We start from the raw sequence: 25,032 nt of genomic DNA on the forward strand, positions 1-25,032 counted from the left end.
AGCAAAGGGCGCACGCATCTCGCGTGTGGTGACCTCTCTTTGCTTCTGTTTTCCCATTCTCGTTCCGTAGAGCCATGACCCCAATTGCGCCTTCATGGTGCAGCATAAAAAATGTGCACTTTCTGCGGGCATCCCGATCCAGGCTGGCGCAGTGGTAGCACCAAAATGGTGCGTCATCGCTTCCGTAGTGATTTTACTCTCTGATTTTTATTGTGTTTTCCTTGTTGGAACGGTTTCTGCAAAGAGAGAGTTCAGTACGGTGCCTGCGCGGCACCGTTCCGAATACCAGGAACCGGCCCGGCACCACCGGGATAACTAAGGAAGGAGAGTTTTATGCTCAAACCCGTCGTTCTGTCAGGTCTGTTGGCCACACTGGCACTGCCCGCCTGGGCAGAAGAGGCCGCGACACAGGTGCAGGCTGCCGCAGCCCCTGCGGCTACCTTGGTGATCAACAAGGGGGACAACACCTGGCTGCTGGTGGCTTCCGCCCTGGTGATCCTGATGTCCATCCCCGGCTTGGCTCTCTTCTATGGTGGATTGGTGCGCGCCAAGAACATGCTCAGTGTGCTGATGCAGGTGTTTACCCTGTTCTGCCTCATGACGGTGCTGTGGGTGGTCTATGGCTACTCGCTGGCCTTCACCGAGGGGGGCGCTTTCTACGGCTCCTTCGACAAGGTGCTGCTGATGGGGGTCACGCCCGACTCTATCGCCGCCACCTTCAGCAAGGGGGTGGGCATCAGCGAACTCATCTATGTGGTGTTCCAAGGGGCCTTTGCCGCGATCACCTGCTGCCTCATCGTCGGCGCGTTTGCCGAGCGGATGAAATTCTCGGCCCTGCTGCTGTTTGCCGTCATCTGGTTCACGTTTGCCTACATACCGATGGCGCACATGGTGTGGTACTGGGCCGGCCCCGATGCCTATACCGATGCTGCTGCGGCTGAGGCGGCCGGAGCCACCGCTGGCTATCTGTTCCAGCATGGGGCACTCGACTTTGCCGGCGGCACCGTGGTGCACATCAACGCCGCCGTGGCGGGGCTGGTGGGAGCCTACATGGTGGGCAAACGCATCGGTTATGGCCGTGACCCCATGACGCCGCACAGCCTGACCATGACCATGATCGGGGGCTCCCTGCTGTGGTTCGGCTGGTTTGGCTTCAACGCCGGCTCGGCACTGGAGGCCAACGGTGGTGCGGCTCTGGCCTTTGCCAACACCTGGGCTGCCCCGGCCGCCGCTGCGCTCTCATGGACCATGGCCGAATGGCTGATGAAGGGGCGCCCCTCCCTGCTGGGTGCGGTCTCCGGCGCAGTCTCTGGTCTGGTGGCCATTACTCCCGCGGCCGGTTTCGTCGGTGTGGGCGGTGCCCTCATCATCGGTCTGCTGAGTGGGGTTGCCGGTCTGTGGGGGGTGCACGGCCTCAAGCGTCTGCTGGGGGCCGATGACAGCCTGGATGTGTTCGGTGTGCACGGGGTGTGCGGTATCCTCGGGGCCGTGCTGACCGGGGTGTTTGCCAGCCCGGATCTGGGGGGGATCGGCGTGTGGGACTATGTCACCAACAGTGTGGCAGCGGAGTACTCGATTCTGGCTCAGGTCAAGGCTCAGGTGATCGGCGTGCTGGTGACCGTGCTGTGGACCGGTGTGGTGTCGGCGGTTGCCTATAAGCTGGTCGATATGCTGATCGGCCTGCGCGTGAAGGAGGATGCCGAGCGCGAAGGGCTGGATGTCACCTCTCATGGCGAGAAGGCCTATAGCATGTAATGAGTGCGTCACCGCGCGAACCGCCGGCTTGTCCGGCGGTTTTTTTATGCCTGCATTTTGCCCCTATCTTCGCTACACTCTGCCACCCTTGCCAACACCCCCCCATTACGCCAGTGGAGAACATCATGTCCGCAGTCGGAGAGCAGCAGCGCATCCAGATCCTCGAGTTGACCGACAAGGGGGATGGCATAGGCCGGCTTGATGCAGTGCCGCTCTATGTTGAAGGCGCGCTCCCCGGTGAAGAGGTGGAGGTGACGCTCACTCTGGTCAAGCCCAACTACCTGCATGGGCGTCTCGACAAGGTGGTGACCGCGAGCCCGGATCGGGTTGCCGATTTCTGCGCCCATAGCGAGTGTGGCGGCTGTCAGGTGCGCCCGCTGGCCTACCCGGCCCAGCTCGAATATAAGCGAGAGCTGGTACGCCGCGCCCTGACCCAGCAGGGGCTGGTGGTGGAGGTTGAGCCGGTGCTCGGCATGCAGAGCCCGTTTGCTTGGCGTAACAAGGCGCAGTTCGCGGTGCGTGCCACCGACGAAGGGGCCGAGATCGGTTTTTATCGCAAGCACTCCCATGACCTGGTCGCCTGTGACGACTGTGCAGTGCAAGATCCCCTGCACGGTGAACTGTTGGCCCGTCTGCGCCACTGGATGCGCGAGCACGAAGTGCGTCCCTATGATGAGGCCAATCATGAGGGCGATCTGCGCCACGTGATGACCCGCAAGGGGTTTGCCAGCGGGGAGTGGATGCTGGTGCTGGTGACCCGCACCGAGCAGTTGCCGGCCGAGGCCGAGCTGCTGGCCGCCCTGGAAGGGCTGCCCATCACCACAGTGGTACACAATATTCACCCCGAGCCGGGCAACCGGGTACTGGGGCTGACTAACCGGGTGCTGAGTGGGGAGGGGATCATCACGGATCGGCTGCATGACCTCGAGTTTGTCATCTCGCCACTCTCGTTTTATCAGGTGAACCCGGTTCAGACCGACACGCTGTACGGCAAGGCGCTGGAGTTTGCGGGCCTCACCGGCAGCGAGACCGTGTTTGATCTCTACTGCGGCATCGGCACCATCTCTCTGTTTTTGGCGCGTCAGGCGGCTCGGGTGGTCGGCATCGAGTTGGTGCCTGAGGCTATCGAAGATGCCCGCCGTAACGCCGAGCGCAACGGCATCGGCAATACCGAATTCCACGTGGGGAAGGCCGAAGAGAAGGTTGCTGAGCTCTATCATGCCGGTGAGCGTGCCGACGTGGTGGTGATCGATCCGCCGCGCAAGGGATGTGATAAGGCCTTGCTCGACACCTTGGTCGCCATGGCGCCGGAACGGCTGGTCTATGTCTCCTGTCATCCCCAGAGTCTGGCGCGGGATCTGGCCTGGCTCACCGCTCGCGGCTTCGTGCTGGAGGCCGTGCAGCCGGTCGACATGTTCCCCCACACCCTGCACGTAGAGGCGGTAGCCCGGCTACGCCGTGCTTGAGAGCCGATCGGCATCGTGTCATAAAGGCTTCCTGCGGGAAGCCTTTTTCATAGAAAAGAAAGGGGCGACGCCGTGACTGGCCTTGATAAGGGGTGATGCTCGATGCTGCGCTCCCTATCTGATGCCGGTCGCCCTCATGTGCGGTGAGGGGGGCAGGCCGGCCATCTGGCGCCTCTGCGACCCAGTGCAGACTCCGCACCTCTGTCACCAGAGCATCATGTCAAGGAGCGCTCATGCACCTCATCGATACCCACTGCCATCTCGACTTTGCCGACTTTGACGACGATCGCGCCGCCGTGCTGGCGGCGAGCCGGGCGCTCGGGGTTGCGCGCTATATCGTTCCTGCCGTCGGTGAGGAGAACTGGGCGGCACTGGAGGGATTGGCGGCGCAGGAGACCGGGATTTTTTATGCGCTGGGCGTGCACCCCATGTGGGCCTCGCGGCAGACAAGCGGCGTACTGACCCGGCTCGCTTCCCGCTTGGCGGCCCGCCCCAGCGCCCTGGTGGCCATCGGCGAGTGCGGGCTGGATGGGCGCTCGACGGTCTCCCAAGCGGGCCAGCTTGAGCTGTTTGAGGGGCAGCTCGAGCTGGCTCATCAGTTTCAGTTACCGCTGCTGGTGCACTCGGTGCGCGCCAATGACACGGTGGCCACGCTGCTCAAGCGTTACCGCCCGGCGGCGGGGGGGGTGATCCATGCCTTCTCTGGTTCGCGGCACCAGGCCGAGCGCTTCTGGGCGCTGGGATTTCGCCTTGGCATCGGCGGCACCATTACCTATGAGCGAGCCAGCAAGACCCGTGAGGCGGTAGCCGCCATGCCATGGGAAGCCTTGGTGCTGGAGACCGATGCGCCCGACATGCCCTTGGCGGGCCGGCAGGGGATGCGCAACAGCCCGGAGTATCTGCCCGAGGTACTGGCGTGTCTGGCCAAATTGAAAGGGGAGGCGCCATCTAAGGTTGCCGAACTGTTACGTGACTCGAGTGAAGCGCTGTTTTCTCGTCTGTTGCGATAATTCACAAGGAATTAACCAAGGCGGTGGGGGGCGTGACAAAATTCGTGCACAAAAATCGTTTGCGGTCTAAAAAGCGGCCGTCATACCAATTTTACGAACACAAAATGTGACCTAACCAATACTTTGTCAGCGTTCATTCAGTATAATGCGCCGCCTCGGGAGCGGGTTTGTTGATACAACTCGTTAACCAGGGGCAAGGTGCTACTAGAGGAAAATAACAAATGAACTTGATCATGGGTCTGGTGGGGATGGCAACGCTCATCCTCATCGCGGTGTGTTTCTCGAGCAACCGCAAGGCTATCAACATACGTACCGTGGCCGGTGCGTTTGCCATCCAGGCTAGCCTGGGTGCGTTCGTGCTCTATGTCCCGGTTGGCAAGGATATTCTGGGCGGCGCCTCCGGTGCGGTTTCCAGCGTTATCGGTTATGGCCAGAATGGTATCGACTTCCTGTTCGGTGGCCTGGTCAGCAACAAGATGTTCGACGTGTTTGGTGGCGGTGGCTTCATCTTTGCCTTCCGCGTGCTGCCGGTCATCATCTTCTTCTCCTCTCTGATCGCCGTACTCTACTACCTCGGCATCATGCAGTGGGTCATCAAGCTGCTGGGCGGTGGCCTGCAGAAGGTGCTGGGCACCTCGCGCACCGAGTCCCTCTCTGCAACGGCCAACATCTTTGTGGGTCAGACCGAGGCTCCGCTGGTGGTGCGTCCCTTCATCGCTAAGATGACTGACTCCGAGCTGTTTGCCGTCATGTGTGGTGGTCTGGCCTCTGTGGCGGGCTCTGTGCTGGCTGGCTATGCCGCCATGGGCGTCAAGATGGAATACCTGATTGCCGCCTCCTTCATGGCCGCCCCGGGTGGTCTGCTGTTCGCCAAGCTGCTGGTGCCGGAGACCCAGGCCCCCAGCTATAAGGAAGATAACGCCGATGCCGAGCTGGACGACAAGCCGGCTAACGTGATCGATGCCGCCGCCGCCGGTGCCTCGGCTGGTCTGCAACTGGCCCTGAACGTGGGCGCCATGCTGCTCGCCTTCATCGGCCTCATCGCCATGATCAACGGCATCTTCTCCGGCGTGGGTGGCTGGTTCGGCATGCCCGAACTCTCCCTTGAGCTGCTGCTCGGCTGGTTCTTCTCTCCGCTCGCCTTCCTCATCGGCGTGCCCTGGAGTGAAGCGACCGTGGCCGGCTCCTTCATCGGCCAGAAGCTGGTGGTCAACGAGTTCGTGGCCTACCTGAACTTCGCTCCCTATCTGAAAGATGAGGTGCTGATCAATGGCGTGGCCATGTCTGACCATACCAAGGCGATCATCTCCTTTGCCCTGTGCGGTTTTGCCAACCTCTCTTCCGTCGCCATCCTGCTCGGCGGTCTGGGGTCGATGGCGCCGAACCGTCGTGGCGACATCGCCCGCTTCGGCCTCAAGGCCGTGCTGGCTGGCTCCTTGTCCAACCTGATGTCGGCCACCATCGCGGGCTTCTTCCTGGCCCTCTCCGGGATGTAAGCAGCACACAGGTTAGAGTGCCCAATAACGACGAACGCCACAGCAGATGCTGTGGCGTTCGCATTTGAAGCGGTGACAACCGTTTTCCTTACAAAAACAACAATATCAAAGCGTCAATCGGAGGTTCCATGAATGAGGTCATGCTGGCGCTGGTCGCCGGATTCATTGTTGGGGTGCTGTTTTCCATCCTCAAGCTACCGATCCCTGCTCCGCCTGTGCTCTCCGGTGTGATGGGCATAATCGGGGTCTATCTGGGAGGGCTTGGCTACGCCTGGATCGTAGCCCGCTTTTTCTCCTGAAAGCGGCGTGGGGCCTGCGTCACAGCATGGTGAAGCCCCCTCGCCAAACGAGAAATTCCGGCTTGCAAAGCAGGGGTATCTCGGCTCAAATAGGCAGAGTCAGCAGGGTGCTGACAGTGACTAATATCCGGTGACAACCGGGTATTGGCGGTCAAATGGAATTGATTGGGTTTGGGATCACTGGGATCTCTTCTCAAGTCTTCATGGAACCAAGTCCGCACTTTTGTAAGAAAGTGACAGGGCCCATGCCTTATTTGCAGTCGGATTGCCTGTGCAGTTTTGCTGTAAACAATGCGTGCCCGGCTGGATGGTACACGGTACCCATCCCGTCGCGGCGCAAGACTTAACGAGTGGAGAATCAAGATGAGTGATCTGAAGATGGCGGCACAGCGTGCCCTGAACCTGATGGACCTGACCACCCTGAACGATGACGATACCGATCAGAAGGTCATCGCTCTGTGCCACAAGGCCAAGTCCCCGGCCGGCCTGACCGCCGCCGTTTGCATCTATCCCCGTTTCATCCCCATCGCCCGCAAGACCCTGCGCGAGATCGGCGCCGAACAGGTGCGCATCGCCACCGTCACCAACTTCCCACACGGTAACGACGACATCGAGATCGCCGTCGCCGAGACCCGCGCCGCCGTTGCCTATGGCGCCGACGAAGTGGACGTGGTCTTCCCCTACCGCGCCTTCATGGCGGGCAATGAGCAGATCGGCTTCGATCTGGTCAAGGCCTGCAAGGCTGCCTGCGGTGACAAGGTACTGCTCAAGGTAATCATCGAGACCGGTGAGCTGAAAGAGGAAGCCCTGATCCGCCGCGCCTCCGAGATTTCCATCGACGCCGGGGCTGACTTCATCAAGACCTCTACCGGCAAGGTGCCGGTCAATGCCACCCCGAACGCGGCCCGCATCATGATGGAAGTGATCAAGGCCAAGAACCCGAAAGTGGGCTTCAAGCCAGCCGGTGGCGTGAAGGATGCGGCCGTCGCTGGTCAGTATCTGGCCATGGCCGAGGAGATCCTGGGCAAGGAGTGGGTCAGCGCCCGCACCTTCCGCTTCGGTGCCTCCAGTCTGCTGGCCAGCCTGTTGGCGACCCTGGGTTACGGCGACAAGCCGGCCGACACCAGCGGTTATTAAGCGCATTACCGGGGCGGCGTGCCGCCCCGCTTCAGGACTCCTATCTGGCTTGCATTGCGCGCCTTGGCGCGAAAGGAATCTAAGATGTTTTTGCCTCAGGAAATTATTCGTAAGAAGCGCAATGGTGACGCGCTGACGACTCAGGAAATCCAATTCTTCGTGGAGGGGATCACCCGGGGCACCATAGGGGAAGGGCAGATTGCGGCGCTGGCCATGGCCGTCTACTTCCGCGACATGACCATGGACGAGCGTGTTGCGCTGACCTGCGCCATGCGTGACTCCGGCATGGTGCTCGACTGGGCTCCCCTTAACCTCGGCGGCCCCATCGTCGACAAGCACTCCACCGGCGGGGTGGGCGATGTGGTCTCTCTCATGCTCGGCCCCATGGTCGCCGCCTGTGGCGGCTTCGTGCCGATGATCTCCGGCCGTGGTCTCGGCCATACCGGCGGCACCCTGGACAAGCTCGATGCCATTCCCGGCTATCAGACCTCGGTCGATAACGACACCTTCATCCAAGTGGTGCGTGAGGCCGGCGTCGCCATCATAGGTCAGACCGGCGATCTCGCCCCGGCCGACAAACGCATCTATGCGGTGCGCGACGTAACCGCCACCGTTGAATCCATTGCCATGATCACCGGCTCGATCCTCTCTAAAAAGCTCGCCTCCGGGCTGGACGCCTTGGTGATGGACGTCAAGGTGGGATCTGGCGCCTTCATGCCCACCTTCGAGGATTCGGAAGCGCTGGCCAACAGCATCGTCGCGGTGGCCAACGGGGCGGGATGCCGCACCACGGCCCTGCTCACCGACATGAACCAGGTGCTGGCCTCCAGCGCCGGCAACGCGGTGGAAGTGCGCGAAGCGGTGCGCTACCTGACCGGTGCGTACCGCAACCCGCGCATCCATGCGGTGACCCTGTCCCTGTGCACCGAGATGCTGCTCTCTGCCGGGCTGGCCGCGGATGAGCAAGGGGCTCGCGCTAAGCTACAAGCGGTGCTCGATAACGGCAAGGCGGCCGAGATCTTCGGGCGCATGGTCACGGGGCTCGGTGGCCCGGCCGATTTCGTCGAGCGTTATGACCACTACCTGCCCAAGAGTGCCATCGTCCGCCCTGTCTACGCCGAGCGCAGCGGGTTCGTGAGCGCCATGGACACCCGTGAGCTGGGTCTGGCGGTGGTGGCCATGGGCGGCGGGCGCCGTGCCCCGGCCGACCGGCTCGACTACGCCGTGGGCCTGACCGATTTTATTCGTCTGGGGCAGGAGGTCGGCGCGGATAAACCGCTCGCCTTCATCCATGCTCAGAACGAGGAACAGTTCAGTCAGGCGGCCGCCATGGTGCGCGCCGCCATCCGGATTGATGACGCGCAGCCCGAGGCCCTGCCCGAGGTCTATCGCCGCATCGCTCTGGCCGATTTGTAACAAGGGGACTCCCATGAAACGTACCTTTATCCTGATGATGGACTCTTTCGGTATCGGCGCTGCCGCCGATGCTGACAAGTTCGGTGACGTCGGTGCCAATACCCTCGGCCACATTGCCAAGGCATGTGCCGAGGGCAAGGTGGCGGGGCGCGGCCCGCTCTCGCTGCCTAACCTGACCAAGCTGGGGCTGGGGCATGCCTGCGAGCTCTCTTCCGGTCTGTTCCCCGCCGGTCTCGACAAGCAGACCGAGGTGGTGGCGGCCTACGGCTATGCCAAGGAGCTCTCCTCCGGCAAGGACACCCCGTCCGGCCACTGGGAGATCGCCGGCGTGCCTGTGCTGTTTGACTGGGGCTACTTCACCAACACCACCAACAGCTTCCCGCCCGAGCTGCTCGACGCCATCGTGGCGAAAGCCGGCCTGCCGGGTTACCTCGGTAACTGCCACGCCTCCGGCACCCAGGTGCTCGACGATCTGGGCGAGGAGCACATGCGCACCGGCAAGCCTATCTTCTACACCTCGGCTGACTCGGTGTTTCAGATTGCCTGCCACGAAGAGACCTATGGTCTCGAGAAGCTCTATGAGCTGTGCCACATCGTGCGCGAGCTGCTCGAGCCCTACAACATCGGCCGCGTGATTGCTCGTCCGTTCGTGGGGGCTCATAAGGGGGAGTTCAAGCGCACCGGCAACCGTCACGACTACTCGGTGCTGCCGCCGGCGCCGACTGTGCTCGATTACATGAAGGAGGCGGGCGGTAACGTGGTCTCCATCGGCAAGATTGCCGACATCTATGCCCATCAAGGCATCACCAAGCAGGTGAAGGGCACCGGTCTTGAAGAGTTGTGGGATCGCACCCTGGAAGAGGTGAACGCCGCCGGTGACAACACCATCGTCTTTACCAACTTCGTCGATTTTGACTCGGCCTATGGCCATCGCCGTGACGTGAAAGGCTACGCCGACGCGCTGGAGTATTTCGATTCCCGCTTGCCGGAGCTGTTTGCCCTGCTCCAAGAGGGGGATGTGGTCGTCATCACCGCCGACCACGGCTGTGATCCGACCTGGGGTGGCACCGATCACACCCGTGAGCACATTCCGGTGATCTTCTACGGTAAACCGGTTAAGGCGGGCAGTGTGGGCGGTCGCGACACCTTTGCCGATATTGGTCAGAGCATCGCGGCCTATCACGGCCTGCCCAAGTTGCAGTACGGCACCAGCTTCCTGTAACTTAGCCGCCCCGCCTCTGGCGGGGCAGGTAGACAACAACAAAATAATCCAATCAAGTGTGAAGGAATCAAGAGAATGGCAACTCCTCATATCAATGCGAAAGATGGCGCCTTTGCTGACGTGGTGCTGATGCCGGGCGATCCCCTGCGCGCTAAGTACATCGCCGAGTCTTTCCTTGAGAACGTCGAGCAGGTGTGCGACGTGCGTAACATGCTGGGCTTCACCGGCACCTACAAGGGCCGCCGCATCTCCGTGATGGGCCATGGCATGGGCATCCCCTCCTGCTCCATCTACACCAAGGAGCTGATCACCGACTACGGCGTCAAGACCATCATCCGCGTCGGCTCTTGCGGTGCGGTACGTGAAGACGTCAAGCTGCGTGATGTGGTCATCGGCATGGGCGCCTGCACCGACTCCAAGGTGAACCGTCTGCGCTTTAAGGATCACGACTTCGCCGCCATTGCCGACTTCGATCTGGTCGCCAACGCGGTGCAGGCAGCCAAGAACAAGGGCACCCCGGTGCGGGTGGGTAACCTGTTCTCTGCCGATCTCTTCTACACCCCGGACCCCTCCATGTTCGACGTGATGGAGAAGTACGGCATTCTGGGGGTCGAGATGGAAGCGGCCGGCATCTATGGGGTGGCCGCAGAATTCGGCGCCAAGGCGCTGACCATCTGCACCGTTTCCGATCACATCCGTACCGGTGAGCAGACCTCCGCCGAAGAGCGCCAGCTGACCTTCAACGACATGATCGAGATCGCGCTGGAATCGGTGCTGTTGGGCGACCAGTAATGCCTTCGCACCCATGAGACGGCGGCCCTTGGGCCGCCGTTTTTTATTCCTCTTTTAGCAACTGGTAGCGCCCCTTGCCGGCTGCCTTGGCCCGATACATGGCCTCATCGGCCTGATGTAGCAGGTGGTCAAGGTCGTACTCCTTGCCCGGGCGACACAGTACCCCCCCCTATGCTTCCCGCTGTCTGCAATGTCTGCTTACCACACTGAAGTGGCTTGGCCATCGCCTCGAGCAGGCGCTGGCTCAACTGCGACAACCCCAGCTCCTGTAGCTCCAGCCCTGGCAGCAGCACGGTGAACTCATCCCCGGCCAGACGGGCCACCATGTCGTCGCCGCGCACCGCCTCCCCCAGCAACTGGGCGACGTGGCGCAGCATCAGATCCCCCATGTCGTGGCCGAAGTGATCGTTGATCTGCTTGAAGCCATCCAGATCGATAAACAGCAGGCCGAGCGCGGTCTCGCCGCGCTGTACCCGCTCCAGCTCCCGGGTCAGCCGCAGGGTGAAGGCGCGCCGGTTGGGGAGGCCGGTGAGCGGATCGTGGGTGGCCTCGTGCTCGAGCTGATGTTGCAGCAGACGGTACTCTGTGATGTCGGTGGCCAGCACATAGGTGCCGGGCTCGGTACCGCCGGCCGGGATGAACTCGACCCGGATGATGCGCGGCTCGCCGTAGCGGGTGACCCTGCGCTCCAGCACCGCTCGCTTGCCCGATCTGGCGTTGGCGATCAGGGGGGCCGATTCGGCGTAGGCCTCCTCGCCCAGTACATCGCGGACATGCATGCCGAGGATGCGGTCAGGCTCAATCCGGTAATAGTCGTAGTAGGCCCGGTTAACGAACAGGTAGCGCTCGTCTGGCGTGATCATGCTGATGAGCACCGGCAGGTTGTCGGTGATCTCGCGCAGTCGTGCCCGGCTGCGGGCCAGCTCCTCGTTGGCCTGTACCCGCTCCGAGATATCGTGCAAGAAGGCGATGCGGCGGGCCGCGCCGCCGAAGTCGTGGCGTTCGGCCACCACCTCGACACAGAGTCGCTCGTGATGGCGGGTGGTGATGTGGCTCTCGAGTCGCTGCGGCTCGGTCAGCGGTGAGCAGAGCAAGTCGGCCAGCGGGCTATCGTCGCCCAGCAGGGCGCGCAGTGGCTGGCCGATGGCCTGCTCTTGGGTGTAGCCAAACAGGCGGCTGGCGGCCGGGTTCCAGCCGGTCAGGCGCTCCTGGTCATCGATTTCGAGGAAGGCGTTGCTGGTGTGGCGCAGCATGTGCTCAAGGCGTCGCTGCTGCTGCCAGAGATGGGTCTGCATCGCTTCGCGCTGGATACGCTCCTCATCAAGACGGGAGATGGTGTCGGTGAGATCTCGGGTGCGCGCGGTAACCTGCTGCTCCAGCTCCCCTTGCAGGGTGCGCAACTCGGCCTCTATCTGCTTGCGCTCACTTAAGTCGGCAAACACCGCCGCCAAGTAGGGAGGCTCGCTACCCCCCTGGCAGAGGGCCACGCTCAGTTGCACCCAGCAGTATCCCCCATCGGCGCGGCGCAGCCGCTTCTCTAACCGGTAGTGACCACGCTCGCCGGCGAGCAGGGAGTGAAAGAGCGGCGCTTCGATCGGCAGATCGTCTGGATGGGTCATCGACTGCCAGGTGCGGGTCAGTAGCTCGGTCTCGCTGTAACCGAGCAACTGTTGCAGTCCTGGGTTGACCCGCAGCCAGCTACCGTCGAGGGCGGTGAGGGCCATGCCGACCGAGCTGTGGGTGAAGATGCGAGCAAACAGGTTGGTCTTGTCGTCGAGCTCCCGGCTCAGGCAGTCGAGCTGAATGCGTCGCTCCATATCGTGCAGGGTGTTCTCCACCAGATGGCCGAAGTCATCCAGATCCTGGCACTGCTGCGCATCAAGGCGGCGCGGCAGGTGATCGACCAGGCAGAGGGTGCCGAGCACGGTGCCGTCGCTGGCGTGCAGCGGCCGCCCGGCGTAGAAGACCACATGGGGTGCACCGGTCACCAGCGGGTTGTCGGCAAAACGCGCATCCAGGCGGGCGTCTTCCACCTGCATGATGTCGGGGTGCAGCATGGCATGGCCGCAGAAGGAGAGCGCACGGGGGATTTCACAAAGCGACGTGCCAGCATGAGAGAGGAACCATTGGCGCTCGCTGTCGGCCAGGGAGACCAGAGCGATGGGGAGATCAAAATGGCGGGTCAGCAACCGGGTGAGGCGATCCAGGGCGGCGATGGGCTCATGGTCAAACAGGCCGAGGAGGCGCAACCGCTGCAAGCGGTCCGCTTCGTCCAGGGGCAGTGGGGCGACGTGCATGCAGGGCTCCGTGCAGTAGGCTAGCCAGAGTTATATACAAGTCGCGAGGGGCAATCCAGCGTCACGCCTCCTCTTTCGGCGTGGGCGCGGTCTCCTTTTTACGGTGCTTGCGTACCCGGACATAGTTGCGGCGCACCCCGAACGAGATGAACAACCCGGCCAGCAGCATCACCAGTAGCATTAATCGCAGTCGCTCCAAATCGCTGCGCAGCTTGGTCTGCAATGGCTCGAGCAGTTGCTGTTCCTCTAGGGTGATGCGCAGGTAGCCGAGGGTCTTGCCCTCCAGATTGATCTCTTCGATGAACGGCTGGCGTCCTTCACCCTGCTTAGGCTTGGTGGCATTCTCGCTGCCGATGGGGAGCAGGGATTCCAGTGGCAGGGCATTGCCAGACTGGGCGATCGGTACCCCACGTTGATCGTAGAGGGTGACGTCGGTGATGAGCGGATCTTTGGCCAGATTGTCGGCCAGCAGCGCCAGCTCGCTCTTGTTTTTCTCTTGCAACCAGCGGCTCATGTTGCGGGCGGCATAGCTGACCAACGCCTGCGCCTGCTCGCGCGCTTGAACGTGCATCGCCTGCTGGCTCTCGGATTGCAGCCGCAGCAGCATGACCAGTACCCAGGCACAGAGCAGGGCGCCGGCGGCAAGACTGAGGGCTCGTTTGAGAGGCAGGTAACGCAAGGGGTGGCTCCATCGGCTGAGGTGGCGGGATCTTCGCCCTTGCCTCGGCAAAAAGCAATACGCTACCCTGACCCCATTTCGTTAATAGGAAACCTGTGCCGTGATATGGATTTCGACCCTTCCCGAGGCCCTCTCCGAGTGGCAGCGGACGCTCTGTACTGCTCCTCTCTGGCAATTGGCCGATGACACGCTGGTGGCGACCGAGCACGCTCAGGACTCGGCCTGGCTGGTGGCGGTCGGTGAGGCGCTCAACCCGGCGGCCCTGAGCCGGTTGGGCAAACTGCTCGGTGAACAGCGGGTGAGCGCCGTGCTCTATCCGCTGCCCGAGGCGGCCCGCCCCACCCTGCTGCTGGGGTGCGATCGCTTCTCTCCCGAGCTGGTGGCGGCCCTGCGCGAACACGCCTTTGCCTTCGATGTCTGCCATCTGCGCACCTTGCCGACCTTGGCGCAGCCGGGTCTGCTGGTGATGGACATGGACTCGACCGCGATCCGCATCGAGTGCATCGACGAGATTGCCCGTCTGGCCGGGGTGGGGGAGCAGGTGGCCGCCGTCACCGCCGCCGCCATGCAGGGCAAGCTGGAGTTCGCCGACAGCCTGCGCAACCGGGTGGCCCTGCTGGAGGGGGCGCCGGTCTCCATTCTCGACGAGGTGGCGGCCAACATGCCCTGGATGCCGGGCCTGCCCGAGCTGGTGGAGACCCTCAAGGGGGCAGGATGGAAGGTGGCTATCGCCTCCGGGGGCTTTACCCGCTTCGCCGGCGAGTTGCAGCGCGCGCTGGGGCTCGATGCCATTCACGCCAATGAGTTGGCGGTGGAGGAGGGGCGCCTGACCGGCAAGGTGACGGGGCGCATCGTCGATGCCGCCGTCAAGGCCGAAGAGCTGACCGCGCTTGGCGAGCAGTATGGTATTGCGCTCACCCAGCGGGTGGCGGTGGGGGATGGGGCCAACGACCTCAAGATGATGGCGGCCGCGGGCCTTGGCATCGCCATCCACGCCAAGCCGGTGGTGCGGGCCCAGGCGGCGGCCAGCATCGAGCATCACGATCTCGATGGGGTGCTCTGTCTGCTACAGGCAAGTCGCGCCGCCACCCTGCGCTGGACGCGCTGAGGCCAGATTCCCAAGGAGGGGAGATGTCACTGGAGCAGAAATCTCATTACGTCGCCGTCGGCGGCCATACCCTGCATGTGCGGGCCATCGGGCCCGCCGTGCCTGTTCATGGCGAGCCGCTGCTGATGGTGCACGGCGCTATCGAGAACGGCCGCATCTTCTATACCGAGTCTGGCAAGGGGCTCGCTTGCTTCCTGGCCCGTCACGGTTATCAGGTCTATGTGGCCGATCTGCGCGGGCGCGGAGCCAGCCAGCCGGCCATTGCCGAGCAGGCGGAGCACGGCCAGTTTGAGCTCATTACCGAGGACATCCCCGCCCTGCATCGCTGGGTGCGTGAGCGTCACGGGGGAGCGAGCGTGCACTGGCTGGCCCACTCATGGGGCGGGGTGCTGATGGCATCAACGCTGGTGCGCTACCCCGAGCTGGCCGCACAGGTGGCGAGCCTGCTCTTCTTTGGCACCAAGCGCAGCGTCTCGGTGCAGGGGCCGGAGCGCTGGTTCAAGGTGGATCTGGTGTGGAACCGGCTGGCCCCTTGGCTGGCACGCCGTCAGGGCTTTTTTGCCGCCCGCCGCTACAAGGTGGGGGCTGACGACGAGCCGCTGCGCTACCTCGAGGAGAGCATCCCCTGGGTCAAGGGTGAGCCTTGGGTCGATCCCCATGACGGTTTTGCCTACGACAGCGCCGCCGCCGCAGTGCCGTGGCCGCCGGTCTGGATGATTGCCGCCCGGCGTGACAAGGTGCTCGGCCATCCTATCGACGTGCAGCGTTTTCTCGATGAGATGGGGGCCAAGGGGCGTTTCACTTTGCTGGCTCAGGCCAACGGCAACCGGCTCGACTACGACCACATCAACATGCTGACCGCCCCCCAGGCCCAAGAGGATCACTTCCCGGCCATCGCCGAGTGGCTCAAGGCGCCGCCGGCGCGCTGAGCCCGAGGGCGGCCAGGGTGGCGGCCGTGGTGTCGATGAGTTCGCCGAGGCCGATCACGCTCCACAGCTCCTCTTCCAGTTGCTTGGCTTTGTGGATGGCGAACTTGGCAATGTAGTCGAGTTCGTTGCCGATGAAGTGGATATCAGGGCGCCCGGTGCGTGAGAGCATCATCCGCACCGAGAAGAAGCGCCCCCGTGTCAGCGCCTGGGTGACGAAGGCTCGGCGCGCCGCCGCATCGGGGAAGGCGGTGAGCAGCATGGCATCGCTCTCCCAGCCGCCCGTTTTCTCTTGCCACAGCGCTACGTAGAGTTCCTGCTCAAGAGGGGTATCCTCGCGCTGGCGATCGCGAAGCGGCTCTTGTACCAGCAGTTTGAAACGCTCCCCGGCCAGCAGCGGGGTTAGGTTGTCGTTGCCCTCTTGCTCGGCCTGGGCGGCCAGCAGGGCATCGAGAGAGCGCGGCGCCCCGGCATGGGCGATGGCGGTCACGCGCGGCCCCTGTTTGAGGCGGTTGATATAGAAGGGGTGGGTAAACAGGTGATGGGCGTAGAGGTTGCGCAGCGCCTTGGCATAACCGCGATAGCGCCGTCCCTCCCGAACCTCCTTGAGCTTGTTGAGGTTGCTTTCGATGAGCAGGGCGAAGAACTGACGCCCGACGTGGGTCTCCGCTGCCCCCTCTATGCACAAGTGCAGCACGGTGCCATTGCTGTTGAGGCCGACCACCCGATAAGGGAGCTGGCGCAGCTCCATGTTTTTCGACAGTGCCTGTAAGCGCGGCAGCGCAATGTGCAGCACCTCTCCCCGCTGGCAGGGCACCCCCTGCTCCATCTCCAGACAGAGCCCTTGCACCGAGATGTCGCGCGACCACCCCAGGTAGCTTTTCTCCCCCTGCTGGACCGCCACCGCAGTGCGATGGCTGTAACGCGGCTCGCTGCGTAGTTGCAGGTAATAGAGGGTTTCAATCTCAAACGGCTCGACCTCCACGGGGTGGCCGAAGCATTGCAACTCGTTGGCGTTGTGCCCTGTTGCGCCATATTGCAGGTAATCGTCGCGGATTAGCTCGTTGTCGACCGGTTGCAGCAAGCCGACATGGCTGATCTGGCTCACCCGCTCGTGCAGCAGATGATCCTGCGGATGGGGTTCCCTGTGGGGCAGCAGGCTGGCGATCTCGGCCTCCTGTGGGCGACAGGGCTCCAGCAAGAGGCGGTAGACGCGCCAACTGGAGCGGCGGGCCCCCACCTGGAAAAACAGGGCGCGCAGGCCGCTGCGGTCGAGCTCTTCCCGGGTGGCGGAGAAGAAGTAGATGTGGCTGCGTACCGAGTGAGTGAAGCTGTAGATGAGGGTCTCTTTCTGGTTATCCGGCTGGGCCAGCAGCGCGGCCATGCGCGCCGGCGGGAACAGGCCGGCCAGCATGTCGCGGTTCTTTTCATCGCGCCAGTCGCTCAAGATCCCTTGGTTGTTCTCGGTGCGCAGCACCGTGTCGAGCCGCGGGTTGGCGTGGCCGCGAAAGAACAGGGGCAGGCCACTCATGCGCGGCAGGAAGTACTGCTCGTAACCCTTGGTCAGTGCCGCAGACAGCAGGTAGTCCACGCTGATCCGGTAGCGGCTTTTGTTGCTGTCGATGAACTGTTGCAAGAAGGCGTCAAATTCGGGCGTGCTCGCCACCTTGAGCAGGCGTAGCCAGTGGCGGCCGTTGCGCTCATCGTGGCCAAGCAACTGGTAGTGCACCGGGTGGTGCAACGCCTCTTGCGGATGGTCGTGCTCTAGGCCGGTGAAGTAGACCTCGATGATCTCTCCCGGCGGGTGCTCGAGGGGAAAAGGGATCTGCACCCGGGTGCCGCTCAACGAGATATCGGAGGTCTTGGCAAACAGGCGCTGGCCATCGTTGAACTTGAGCAACACCTGGGAGCTGTAGTGCATCCGCTCGTCGCTGCGGCTGTAGTAGCTGGCAAAGGGCACCCGTTTGGCTTCCAGTTGAGCGCGGGGTGAGGGCTCTGGTTGCTGCTGGCCGGCCCTGTGCCCCTGGCGCTTGAGCCACTGTTGCAGAGCCTCGTACACCCCCAGGGTATAGCCGTCACGATAGAGGTAGCACTGGGAGTGGAACAGGGCGATGGCCTCCGGCGGCATGGCGTGCTGAATACCCTGATACTCGAACAGTTGGCACTCGTCGCCGAGGTAGGCCCTCATGTCGATGACCCGGCGGCACGGCGTGCACAGGCGCTTGATCTCCATTTTGAGCAGAAAGCGTCCGTTGCTGCTCTCGCCCTGGGTGAGGCGCTCAAACAGATCGTCGAAGTCCCGTTCGCGCAGCAGGGGGATGAGCTGATCGATGGTGGGGTGGTGAGAGGTGCGTTCCATGCAAGCCCGTCGTGAAGAAGTCTATGAATCTGAAAGGCAATTTGATTTGCCGAGTGCAACCAAGTATACCAAGCATCAAATTATTCTGTCCTACGAGTTGTGAGATGGCTAAGAACAAGACCGCATACGTCTGCTCCGAATGTGGGGCAGACTTCAGCCGCTGGCAGGGCCAGTGCAGCGAGTGTAAAGAGTGGAACACCATCACCGAGGTGCGCCTCGGGGTGAGCACACCGCGCGGCGCCTCGGCCGCCCGCCTGAGCGGCTACGCCGGTGCCGCCGGCAGCCGGGTGCAGACCCTGGCGGAGATCGCCACCACCGAGATCCCGCGCTTTAGCTCCGGCTTCAAGGAGCTCGACCGGGTGCTGGGCGGCGGCGTGGTGCCTGGCTCGGCCATCCTGATTGGCGGCAACCCAGGGGCGGGCAAGTCGACGTTGCTGTTGCAGACTATGTGCGGCCTGGCCGAGCGGATGAAGACCCTGTATGTGACCGGGGAGGAGTCGTTGCAGCAGGTGGCGATGCGCGCCTCGCGCCTTGGCCTACCCACCGACAAGCTGCGCATGCTCTCAGAGACCAGCGTCGAGCAGATCTGCGTGATTGCTCAGCAGGAGCAGCCGCAGATCATGGTCATCGACTCGATCCAGGTGATGCACGTGGCCGACGTGCAGTCGGCGCCGGGGTCGGTCTCTCAGGTTCGCGAGGCCGCCGCCCTGCTGACCCGCTACGCCAAGCAAAACAACGTGGCCATCTTCATGGTGGGCCACGTCACCAAGGATGGCACTCTGGCCGGCCCCAAGGTGCTCGAACATTGCATCGACTGCTCTGTGCTGCTCGATGGCGGCCATGACTCGCGCTTTCGTACCCTGCGCTCCCACAAGAACCGCTTCGGGGCGGTCAACGAGCTCGGCGTGTTTGCCATGACGGGGCAGGGGATGCGCGAGGTGAGCAACCCATCGGCCATCTTCTTAAGTCGCGGCGAGGAGCAGTCTCCCGGCTCTGTGGTCATGGTGATCTGGGAGGGAACCCGCCCCTTGCTGGTGGAGTTGCAGGCGCTGGTGGACTACTCCCAGCTCTCCAACCCGCGCCGGGTGGCGGTGGGGATGGATCACAACCGTCTGGCCATGCTGCTGGCGGTGCTGCATCGCCACGGTGGGCTGCAAATGGCCGATCAGGACGTCTTCGTCAACGTGGTGGGCGGGGTCAAGGTCGAAGAGACCAGTGCGGATCTGGGGTTGCTGCTCGCCATGGTATCGAGCTTTCGCGATCAGCCGCTGGCCCGCGATTTGGTGGTGTTTGGCGAGGTGGGGTTATCAGGGGAGATCCGGCCTGTACCCTCCGGCCAGGAGCGGCTGCAAGAGGCGGCCAAACATGGCTTTCGTCGCGCCATCGTGCCTTGGGCCAATGCCCCCAAATCCCCCATCGAGGGGATGGAGGTGGTGCCAGTCAAGAAGTTGGCCGATGCGCTGGAGGCGCTGTGACCCATCTCGGTCGGAGATAAAAAAGGCGCCTAAGGGCGCCTTTTTCGTTTAGCGTGAGCTGGCGGCTTCGATGACCGGCACCCGGTTCACCGCCTTGCCGCAGTAGGCGAGGGTGATGGTGACGATGATGCAGGTGAAGCTCAACCACATGTAGGGGAGGTAGTCGAGGGTGGCCACTCCCAACACGCCAGCCATGAAGATGCCGTTGTCGCTCCAGGGCACCATGCCGCAGGTGAGAGTACCGCCGAACTCGGCGTTGCGTGAGAGGTTCTTGCGTTGCAGGCCGAGGCGGTCGTAGTTCTTGCCCATGATCTTGGGGGTCAGGATCAAGGAGACGTACATGGCCGAGCCGAACACGTTGGCCAAGAAGGCGGTGCTTATGGTGTAGCTGGTCAGGCTGCCGATGTTGTTGATGCGCTTTTCGAAGGCGTTGGCGATCACCTCCAGCACACCGACCTTCTCGAGCAGGCCACCGAAACCGAGGCCGAAGATGATGACTGCCACCGAGCCCAGCATGGACTCCATACCGCCACGGCCAAGGATGTTGTCGATGAACTCGACGCCAGAGGTGATGGCAAACGGGCTGTAAGCCGAATGCAGGGCTCGCACCGGGTCCATGTCCTGGAACAGGATGGCCCACACCAGACCGAGCAGGGCACCAAAGCTGATCACCGGGAAGGCGGGCTTGCGGTTGGCCAGCAGCCCCAGCACCAGCACCACGGGAATCACGGCAAGTGGTGTGATGTTGAACTGCTGATCCAGTGCCTGCATCACCAGCTCGACCTGCTCCAGACTGACGTTCCCCGCGTAGCGCATGCCGACGGCGGAAAACAGGGCGGCGGTGATGATGTAGGAGAACAGGCTGATGGGCAGCATCCCCTTGATGTGTTCTACCACGTCGACGTTGGACATGGTCGAGGCCAGCACCACCGAGTCGGAAAGCGGGGAGAGCTTGTCACCGAAGTAGACTCCGGAGAGCACGGCGCCAGCCACGAGAGGGGCGGGGACGCCGAGGCTGTGGCCAATGCCCATCATGGCGATGCCGGCGGTGGCTGCCGAGCCCCATGAGGTTCCGGTCGCCAGAGAGGTGAGCGAGCAGATGATCAGGGTGGCCAGCAGGAAGATGGAGGGATGGATCACCTTGAGGCCGAAATAGATGATGCTGGGGACGATACCGCCGGCGATCCAGGTGCCGACCAGGGCACCGACGGAGACCAGGATCAGAATGGCCCCCATGCCTTTAGAGACACCATCGATAGCGGCCTGCTCCAGAGATTTGTAGTCATGGCCCAGCTTGATACCGAGACCCATGATGACAAACCAGGCGATGAAGAGAGCCAGTTGGATTGGCAGGTCAAGCAGGCTGGTGAAGGAAAATGCGAGGGCCAGAAAGATGGCCAGACAGGCCACCACCTGATGCATTTTCGGCAGCGTGATAGGGTGTTGCATGGATACGTCCTCACTCTTGCGCGCCAGGGGCCCCTGCTCTCGTCGCTGACGGGCAGTTCACCTCAGGGGCCGACCTTTGAAATGAGGGCGCAATCTAGCATAAAAATTACTTTATAAAGCCAAAAAAACGTGAAGATGTGCGGTGAGTAACCAAACAATATACAGTTTTTTGATCAGGATTGGCTTATTCGCCTACTTTACCGATAGGTTGTAGCGTTTTATCTCAATCTACGCTTCGTCTCGTTCGTCGTTCTTGAGCAGTCGGCTGTAGGCCTGAGAGAGCGCCTGATGAACCTTGAGCTGCATGGCCTTGCGCTCTTCGTCGGTGAGGAAATAGACCATGTCCACGTCGTGACGAATGTAGTGAGCGGGTAGCTGGTTGAGGGTGAGGCAGCAAAGATCGGCCAGTTGCTCCTGGGTGAGGTGGGTGAACAGCTCCTGTTCGCGGATCGATTCCAGCACCAGATGTTCGTAGAAGTTGTGAATGTCGGTGTCTATGGCCATGGTGTTTCTCCTCTTGAATCAACAACAAGCATAGCCAAAACGAAAAGCCCGCAACCTGAGGCTGCGGGCTTTTCTGGAATGATGGTGCGAAGAGAGGGACTTGAACCCTCACGCCCGGGGGGCACTAACACCTGAAGCTAGCGCGTCTACCAATTCCGCCACCTTCGCACGTTGTGTTTCCAGTTTGATTAACATGCTCTGGAGAAGCATGGTGCGAAGAGAGGGACTTGAACCCTCACGTCCGTGGGACACTAACACCTGAAGCTAGCGCGTCTACCAATTCCGCCACCTTCGCACATTGTGTTTCCAGTTTGATTAACATGCTCTGGAGAAGCATGGTGCGAAGAGAGGGACTTGAACCCTCACGTCCGTGGGACACTAACACCTGAAGCTAGCGCGTCTACCAATTCCGCCACCTTCGCACATTGTGTTTCCAGTTTGATTAACATGCTCTGGAGAAGCATGGTGCGAAGAGAGGGACTTGAACCCTCACGTCCGGGGGACACTAACACCTGAAGCTAGCGCGTCTACCAATTCCGCCACCTTCGCACATTGTGTTTCCAGTTTGATTAACATGCTCTGGATAAGCATGGTGCGAAGAGAGGGACTTGAACCCTCACGCCCGGGGGGCACTAACACCTGAAGCTAGCGCGTCTACCAATTCCGCCACCTTCGCACATTGTGTTGTCGTTTTATTCACATGCCTCGACCTGGCATGGCAGTCATGGTGCGAAGAGAGGGACTTGAACCCTCACGTCCGTGGGACACTAACACCTGAAGCTAGCGCGTCTACCAATTCCGCCACCTTCGCATCGCTGCGGAGGGGCATTCTATAGAGTTTTGCTTTGCCGTCAACAGCAAAGAGGCGACTTTATGCGAACGCAGGGCAAGTTTTGCCTCAATGGTTCAAAACTTGCCCGATCCACGTTCAGGACGGTTCGGCCAGCGCAGTGTGATACATGGACTCGTACTCTTTGACCGATGTTTCCCAGCAGAAACGGGTCTGCATGGCATTGCGTTGCACGCGGGCAAAGTCCTCGGGTTCTTGCAGGAAAAACAGCAAGCTGCGGCGCATCGCGTCAAGCAGGGCTCCCGAGTTGGGCTCGACAAAACTGAAGCCGGTGGCCCGCTGCGGGTCTTTATCGAGATCGATCACGGTATCTTTGAGGCCACCGACCGCCCGCACCAGCGGCAGCGTGCCGTAGGCCAGGCTGTACATCTGGTTCAGGCCGCATGGCTCGAACAGGGAGGGCATCAGGAAAAAGTCTGCGCCCGCCTCGACCAGGTGGGCCAAGCGGTTGTCGTAGGTGTTGAGAAACACCAGTCGCTGCGGATAGCGGGCTGCTAGCTGGGTCAGTTGTTGGGCCAGCAGGGGATCGCCGGTACCCACGACCACGACTTGTACGCGGTGGTGCAGGAATTTCTCGAGTGCGGGCAGCAGCAGGGGAACCCCTTTCTGCTCGGTGAGGCGGCAGACCATGCCATAGATGGCGACTGGCTCTTCCGGCAGTCCCAGCTCCTGTTGCAACTGACGGCGGCACACCGCCTTACCGGCGAGGTCATCGACGCTGTAGGTGGCGGGCAGATAGTGGTCATTGACCGGATCCCAGTCGCGGTAGTCGCAGCCGTTGAGAATGCCACACAGATCGGCCTGCCGGGTCTGGAAGACTTGGGCCATGCCGTGAGCACCTAGGTGGGTCAGCAACTCTTGGGCATAGTTGGGACTGACCGCGTTGATCTTGTCGGCAAAGGCCACACCGCACTTGAGGAAGTTGATGGTGGAGAGATCCAGCAACCCGAGGCGGTGGATCTGCTCGAGCACCTCGGGAACTGCCCACAACTGCTGACGGTCAAAAATCCCCTGAAAGGCCGCGTTGTGAATGCTGAGCACGCTGCGGGTGCCGGCAAAGGTCGGGCTGGCCGCATAACGGGTGCGCAGCAGCATGGGGACGAGCCCCGTATGCCAGTCATTGCAGTGCACGATATCGGGTCGAAAATCGGTCACCTCGCAGGCATGCAGGGCAGCGGCACAGAAGAAGGCGAAGCGAGCACCGTTATCGTCGTAGGCGTGGTTGTTCTCGGCATAGAGTTGCTCGCGCTCGAAATAGCGTGGGCAGTCGATAAGATAGAGTGTGAGCCCTTCACTTTGCAGGCTGAAAATGTTGTAGGGCAAGGGCTCGCTGGCGGCGGCGGGCAGCTGGGAGGAGGCGATCAGTGTCGCTTTCTCCCTGTGCTTCATGGTCTTGTAATAGGGCATGACCACAATCACTTCATGCCCACGTTCAGCAAGACTCAATGGTAGGGCCCGCGCGACGTCGGCCAGCCCTCCCGTCTTGGCAAACCCTTCCACTTCCGATGCAACAAACAGGATCTTCAGGGGGTCAGTAACCAACTCTTGCTCCTTTGGGGACCACGACAATACCGCCTTCGGAAACGGTAAAACGTTCTCTGTCATGTTCCAGATTCTCCCCGATCACGGTGCCGGGTGCAATTTCGACATTCCGGTCTATGATCGCGCGCCGAATGGTGCACCCCTCACCGATCTTCACATCACCGATCAGCACCGACTCACTGATGTGGCTGCAAGGCCCGACATTGCAGTGAAAGCCGAGCACGCTGCGCTGGATATTGCTGCCCTGGATCAGGCTTCCTCCTGCGATGAGCGCGTTGGCAATCTTGACCTTGCAGTGCTCGGTGTCGATGAAGGTGGCAGGCGGCAGCGGCGGGTAATAGGTGTGCAGCGGCCACTTGCGGTTGTAGAGCGAGAAGGGGGGCTCATCGGCCACCAGATCCATGTGTGCCTGCCAGTAGGCATCCAGGGTGCCCACGTCGCGCCAGTAGACGTTGGAGGACTCGCCGGGAATGATGTTGGTGCTGTAGTCGTACACATAGACAGGGGCGCGGGGGAACAGGGCCGGAATGATGTCTTTACCAAAGTCATGGCTGGAGTGATCGTTGGCGGCATCCACCTTGAGTTCGCGGTAGAGCGTCTGGGTCTCGAAGATGTAGTTGCCCATCGAGACCAGTGCCCACTCCGGTTCACCGGGAATGCTCTTGGGGTGCTTGGGTTTTTCTTCAAAGCCCACCATGCGCCCTTCGGTGTCGACCTCGATGACGCCGAAGGCGCAGGCTTCGTGGATCGGCATGCGGATGGCGGCGACCGTCATGGCAGCCTGCTTCTGCTTGTGGAAGGCCACCATCTGGCTCACGTCCATCTTGTAGATGTGATCGGAGCCAAAGATGGCGACATGGTCGGGGTCGGACATCTCGATGAAGCGCAGGTTCTGATAGATGGCGTCGGCGGTGCCGTCATACCAGCGTTTGCCCATGCGCATCTGGGCTGGGATCGGATCGATGAAGCGATCCGTGATGCCGGCGATATTCCAGCCTTTCTTCATGTGCAGATAGAGGGACTGGGATTTGAACTGGGTCAGCACATAGATGCGCAGGAAATCGGCATTGACGAAGTTGTTGAGCACGAAATCGATGAGCCGGTAACTGCCACCGAACGGAACAGAAGGTTTGCTGCGGGTGGTGGTCAGCGGCTGCAAGCGAGTTCCTTCGCCGCCAGCCAATACCATGGCGAGTAGTCCGGCCATATCTATTCACTCCATTTAAGTTTTCATTTCGTTGAAAAGGGTT

The 25,032-nt window shown here is 61.8% G+C and carries 19 protein-coding genes and 6 tRNA genes; 12 read left to right on the top strand and 13 right to left on the bottom strand.

Annotated elements, in window-relative coordinates; all coding sequences use genetic code 11:
- The first annotated feature begins 333 nt into the window (after window positions 1–333).
- The 9 genes from amt (at window position 334) to deoD (ending at window position 10,593) form a co-directional block, all read left to right on the top strand.
- A complete protein-coding gene (amt, locus tag FE240_RS01655; RefSeq protein ID WP_193003123.1) occupies window positions 334–1,755 on the top strand; it encodes an ammonium transporter in 1,422 nt (473 codons plus the stop codon).
- Between the two features lie 125 nt (window positions 1,756–1,880).
- Window positions 1,881–3,221: a 23S rRNA (uracil(1939)-C(5))-methyltransferase RlmD gene (gene rlmD / locus FE240_RS01660; RefSeq protein ID WP_193003124.1), complete on the top strand. Its 1,341-nt coding sequence runs from the start codon at window positions 1,881–1,883 to the stop codon at window positions 3,219–3,221.
- A 233-nt stretch (window positions 3,222–3,454) separates the two neighbouring features.
- A complete protein-coding gene (locus FE240_RS01665) occupies window positions 3,455–4,231 on the top strand; it encodes a TatD family hydrolase (RefSeq protein ID WP_193003125.1) in 777 nt (258 codons plus the stop codon).
- Window positions 4,232–4,452: 221 nt separating this feature from the next.
- Window positions 4,453–5,727: a NupC/NupG family nucleoside CNT transporter gene (locus FE240_RS01670; RefSeq protein WP_042046166.1), complete on the top strand. Its 1,275-nt coding sequence runs from the start codon at window positions 4,453–4,455 to the stop codon at window positions 5,725–5,727.
- A 128-nt stretch (window positions 5,728–5,855) separates the two neighbouring features.
- Window positions 5,856–6,026, top strand: a complete 171-nt coding sequence (locus FE240_RS01675) for a XapX domain-containing protein (RefSeq protein WP_193003126.1) — start codon at window positions 5,856–5,858, stop codon at window positions 6,024–6,026.
- Between the two features lie 363 nt (window positions 6,027–6,389).
- Window positions 6,390–7,163 (top strand): deoxyribose-phosphate aldolase, encoded by a 774-nt coding sequence (gene deoC / locus FE240_RS01680; RefSeq protein ID WP_193003127.1) that lies wholly within the window; start codon window positions 6,390–6,392, stop codon window positions 7,161–7,163.
- An 84-nt stretch (window positions 7,164–7,247) separates the two neighbouring features.
- Entirely contained in the window at window positions 7,248–8,579 is a 1,332-nt protein-coding gene (gene deoA, locus FE240_RS01685) for a thymidine phosphorylase (RefSeq protein WP_193003128.1), read from the top strand.
- Window positions 8,580–8,592: 13 nt separating this feature from the next.
- Complete coding sequence (locus FE240_RS01690) at window positions 8,593–9,801, top strand: phosphopentomutase (protein WP_193003129.1); 1,209 nt, start codon at window positions 8,593–8,595, stop codon at window positions 9,799–9,801.
- A 75-nt stretch (window positions 9,802–9,876) separates the two neighbouring features.
- Window positions 9,877–10,593 carry a purine-nucleoside phosphorylase gene (gene deoD, locus FE240_RS01695; protein ID WP_193003130.1) on the top strand — a complete coding sequence of 239 codons (717 nt, stop codon included), beginning with the start codon at window positions 9,877–9,879 and terminating at the stop codon, window positions 10,591–10,593.
- A gap of 128 nt (window positions 10,594–10,721) precedes the next feature.
- Here deoD and FE240_RS01700 read toward each other — a convergent pair whose 3' ends face one another.
- Together FE240_RS01700 and FE240_RS01705 are read right to left on the bottom strand one after the other, a co-directional pair.
- Window positions 10,722–12,890, bottom strand: coding sequence for a PAS domain S-box protein (locus FE240_RS01700; RefSeq protein ID WP_226798936.1), 2,169 nt, complete (start codon window positions 12,888–12,890; stop codon window positions 10,722–10,724).
- A 61-nt stretch (window positions 12,891–12,951) separates the two neighbouring features.
- On the bottom strand, window positions 12,952–13,569 hold the full coding sequence (locus tag FE240_RS01705) for an AhpA/YtjB family protein (RefSeq protein WP_193003131.1): 618 nt from the start codon (window positions 13,567–13,569) through the stop codon (window positions 12,952–12,954).
- 103 nt (window positions 13,570–13,672) lie between these two features.
- On the opposite strand from FE240_RS01705, the gene serB reads away from it, so the two are divergent.
- Both serB and FE240_RS01715 read left to right on the top strand, forming a co-directional pair.
- A complete protein-coding gene (serB, locus tag FE240_RS01710; RefSeq protein WP_193004403.1) occupies window positions 13,673–14,677 on the top strand; it encodes a phosphoserine phosphatase SerB in 1,005 nt (334 codons plus the stop codon).
- A gap of 23 nt (window positions 14,678–14,700) precedes the next feature.
- A complete protein-coding gene (locus FE240_RS01715) occupies window positions 14,701–15,606 on the top strand; it encodes an alpha/beta fold hydrolase (protein ID WP_193003132.1) in 906 nt (301 codons plus the stop codon).
- Here the strand turns inward: FE240_RS01715 and FE240_RS01720 are convergent.
- Window positions 15,584–17,962, bottom strand: a complete 2,379-nt coding sequence (locus FE240_RS01720) for a PilZ domain-containing protein (RefSeq protein ID WP_193003133.1) — start codon at window positions 17,960–17,962, stop codon at window positions 15,584–15,586. The two genes, FE240_RS01715 and FE240_RS01720, sit on opposite strands and share 23 nt — an antisense overlap.
- A gap of 104 nt (window positions 17,963–18,066) precedes the next feature.
- Here FE240_RS01720 and radA point away from each other — a divergent pair, with 104 nt between their 5' ends.
- The gene (radA, locus tag FE240_RS01725) at window positions 18,067–19,437 is read left to right on the top strand and encodes a DNA repair protein RadA (RefSeq protein WP_193003134.1); all 1,371 of its coding nucleotides are present in this window, start codon (window positions 18,067–18,069) and stop codon (window positions 19,435–19,437) included.
- A 48-nt stretch (window positions 19,438–19,485) separates the two neighbouring features.
- On the opposite strand, the gene nhaC is transcribed toward radA, so the two are convergent.
- The 10 genes from nhaC to glgC all read right to left on the bottom strand — a co-directional run bounded on the left by nhaC (window position 19,486) and on the right by glgC (window position 24,989).
- The gene (gene nhaC, locus FE240_RS01730; protein WP_226799103.1) at window positions 19,486–20,913 is read right to left on the bottom strand and encodes a Na+/H+ antiporter NhaC; all 1,428 of its coding nucleotides are present in this window, start codon (window positions 20,911–20,913) and stop codon (window positions 19,486–19,488) included.
- Between the two features lie 201 nt (window positions 20,914–21,114).
- The gene (locus FE240_RS01735) at window positions 21,115–21,390 is read right to left on the bottom strand and encodes a late competence development ComFB family protein (RefSeq protein ID WP_193003136.1); all 276 of its coding nucleotides are present in this window, start codon (window positions 21,388–21,390) and stop codon (window positions 21,115–21,117) included.
- A gap of 82 nt (window positions 21,391–21,472) precedes the next feature.
- Window positions 21,473–21,558, bottom strand: a tRNA-Leu gene (locus FE240_RS01740).
- A 41-nt stretch (window positions 21,559–21,599) separates the two neighbouring features.
- Window positions 21,600–21,685 (bottom strand) — tRNA-Leu (locus FE240_RS01745).
- Between the two features lie 41 nt (window positions 21,686–21,726).
- Window positions 21,727–21,812: transfer RNA gene (locus tag FE240_RS01750), tRNA-Leu, on the bottom strand.
- Window positions 21,813–21,853: 41 nt separating this feature from the next.
- A tRNA-Leu gene (locus FE240_RS01755) sits at window positions 21,854–21,939 on the bottom strand.
- Window positions 21,940–21,980: 41 nt separating this feature from the next.
- Window positions 21,981–22,066, bottom strand: a tRNA-Leu gene (locus tag FE240_RS01760).
- 49 nt (window positions 22,067–22,115) lie between these two features.
- A tRNA-Leu gene (locus FE240_RS01765) sits at window positions 22,116–22,201 on the bottom strand.
- Between the two features lie 117 nt (window positions 22,202–22,318).
- A complete protein-coding gene (gene glgA, locus FE240_RS01770) occupies window positions 22,319–23,782 on the bottom strand; it encodes a glycogen synthase GlgA (protein ID WP_226798938.1) in 1,464 nt (487 codons plus the stop codon).
- Window positions 23,772–24,989, bottom strand: a complete 1,218-nt coding sequence (glgC, locus tag FE240_RS01775) for a glucose-1-phosphate adenylyltransferase (RefSeq protein ID WP_193003138.1) — start codon at window positions 24,987–24,989, stop codon at window positions 23,772–23,774. Before glgC ends, glgA begins: the two co-directional genes overlap by 11 nt.
- Window positions 24,990–25,032 lie beyond the last annotated feature (43 nt).

Origin of the sequence: Aeromonas simiae, assembly GCF_014892695.1 — a bacterium.
Lineage (GTDB): Bacteria > Pseudomonadota > Gammaproteobacteria > Enterobacterales > Aeromonadaceae > Aeromonas > Aeromonas simiae.

Bases quoted from the DNA above. Each gene is read 5' to 3' on its own strand.
- amt (WP_193003123.1), top strand. From the start codon at position 334: ATGCTCAAACCCGTCGTTCTGTCAGGTCTGTTGGCCACACTGGCACTG.
- rlmD (WP_193003124.1), top strand. From the start codon at position 1,881: ATGTCCGCAGTCGGAGAGCAGCAGCGCATCCAGATCCTCGAGTTGACC.
- FE240_RS01665 (WP_193003125.1), top strand. From the start codon at position 3,455: ATGCACCTCATCGATACCCACTGCCATCTCGACTTTGCCGACTTTGAC.
- FE240_RS01670 (WP_042046166.1), top strand. From the start codon at position 4,453: ATGAACTTGATCATGGGTCTGGTGGGGATGGCAACGCTCATCCTCATC.
- FE240_RS01675 (WP_193003126.1), top strand. From the start codon at position 5,856: ATGAATGAGGTCATGCTGGCGCTGGTCGCCGGATTCATTGTTGGGGTG.
- deoC (WP_193003127.1), top strand. From the start codon at position 6,390: ATGAGTGATCTGAAGATGGCGGCACAGCGTGCCCTGAACCTGATGGAC.
- deoA (WP_193003128.1), top strand. From the start codon at position 7,248: ATGTTTTTGCCTCAGGAAATTATTCGTAAGAAGCGCAATGGTGACGCG.
- FE240_RS01690 (WP_193003129.1), top strand. From the start codon at position 8,593: ATGAAACGTACCTTTATCCTGATGATGGACTCTTTCGGTATCGGCGCT.
- deoD (WP_193003130.1), top strand. From the start codon at position 9,877: ATGGCAACTCCTCATATCAATGCGAAAGATGGCGCCTTTGCTGACGTG.
- FE240_RS01700 (WP_226798936.1), bottom strand. From the start codon at position 12,890: ATGCACGTCGCCCCACTGCCCCTGGACGAAGCGGACCGCTTGCAGCGG.
- FE240_RS01715 (WP_193003132.1), top strand. From the start codon at position 14,701: ATGTCACTGGAGCAGAAATCTCATTACGTCGCCGTCGGCGGCCATACC.
- FE240_RS01720 (WP_193003133.1), bottom strand. From the start codon at position 17,962: ATGGAACGCACCTCTCACCACCCCACCATCGATCAGCTCATCCCCCTG.
- radA (WP_193003134.1), top strand. From the start codon at position 18,067: ATGGCTAAGAACAAGACCGCATACGTCTGCTCCGAATGTGGGGCAGAC.
- FE240_RS01735 (WP_193003136.1), bottom strand. From the start codon at position 21,390: ATGGCCATAGACACCGACATTCACAACTTCTACGAACATCTGGTGCTG.
- glgC (WP_193003138.1), bottom strand. From the start codon at position 24,989: ATGGCCGGACTACTCGCCATGGTATTGGCTGGCGGCGAAGGAACTCGC.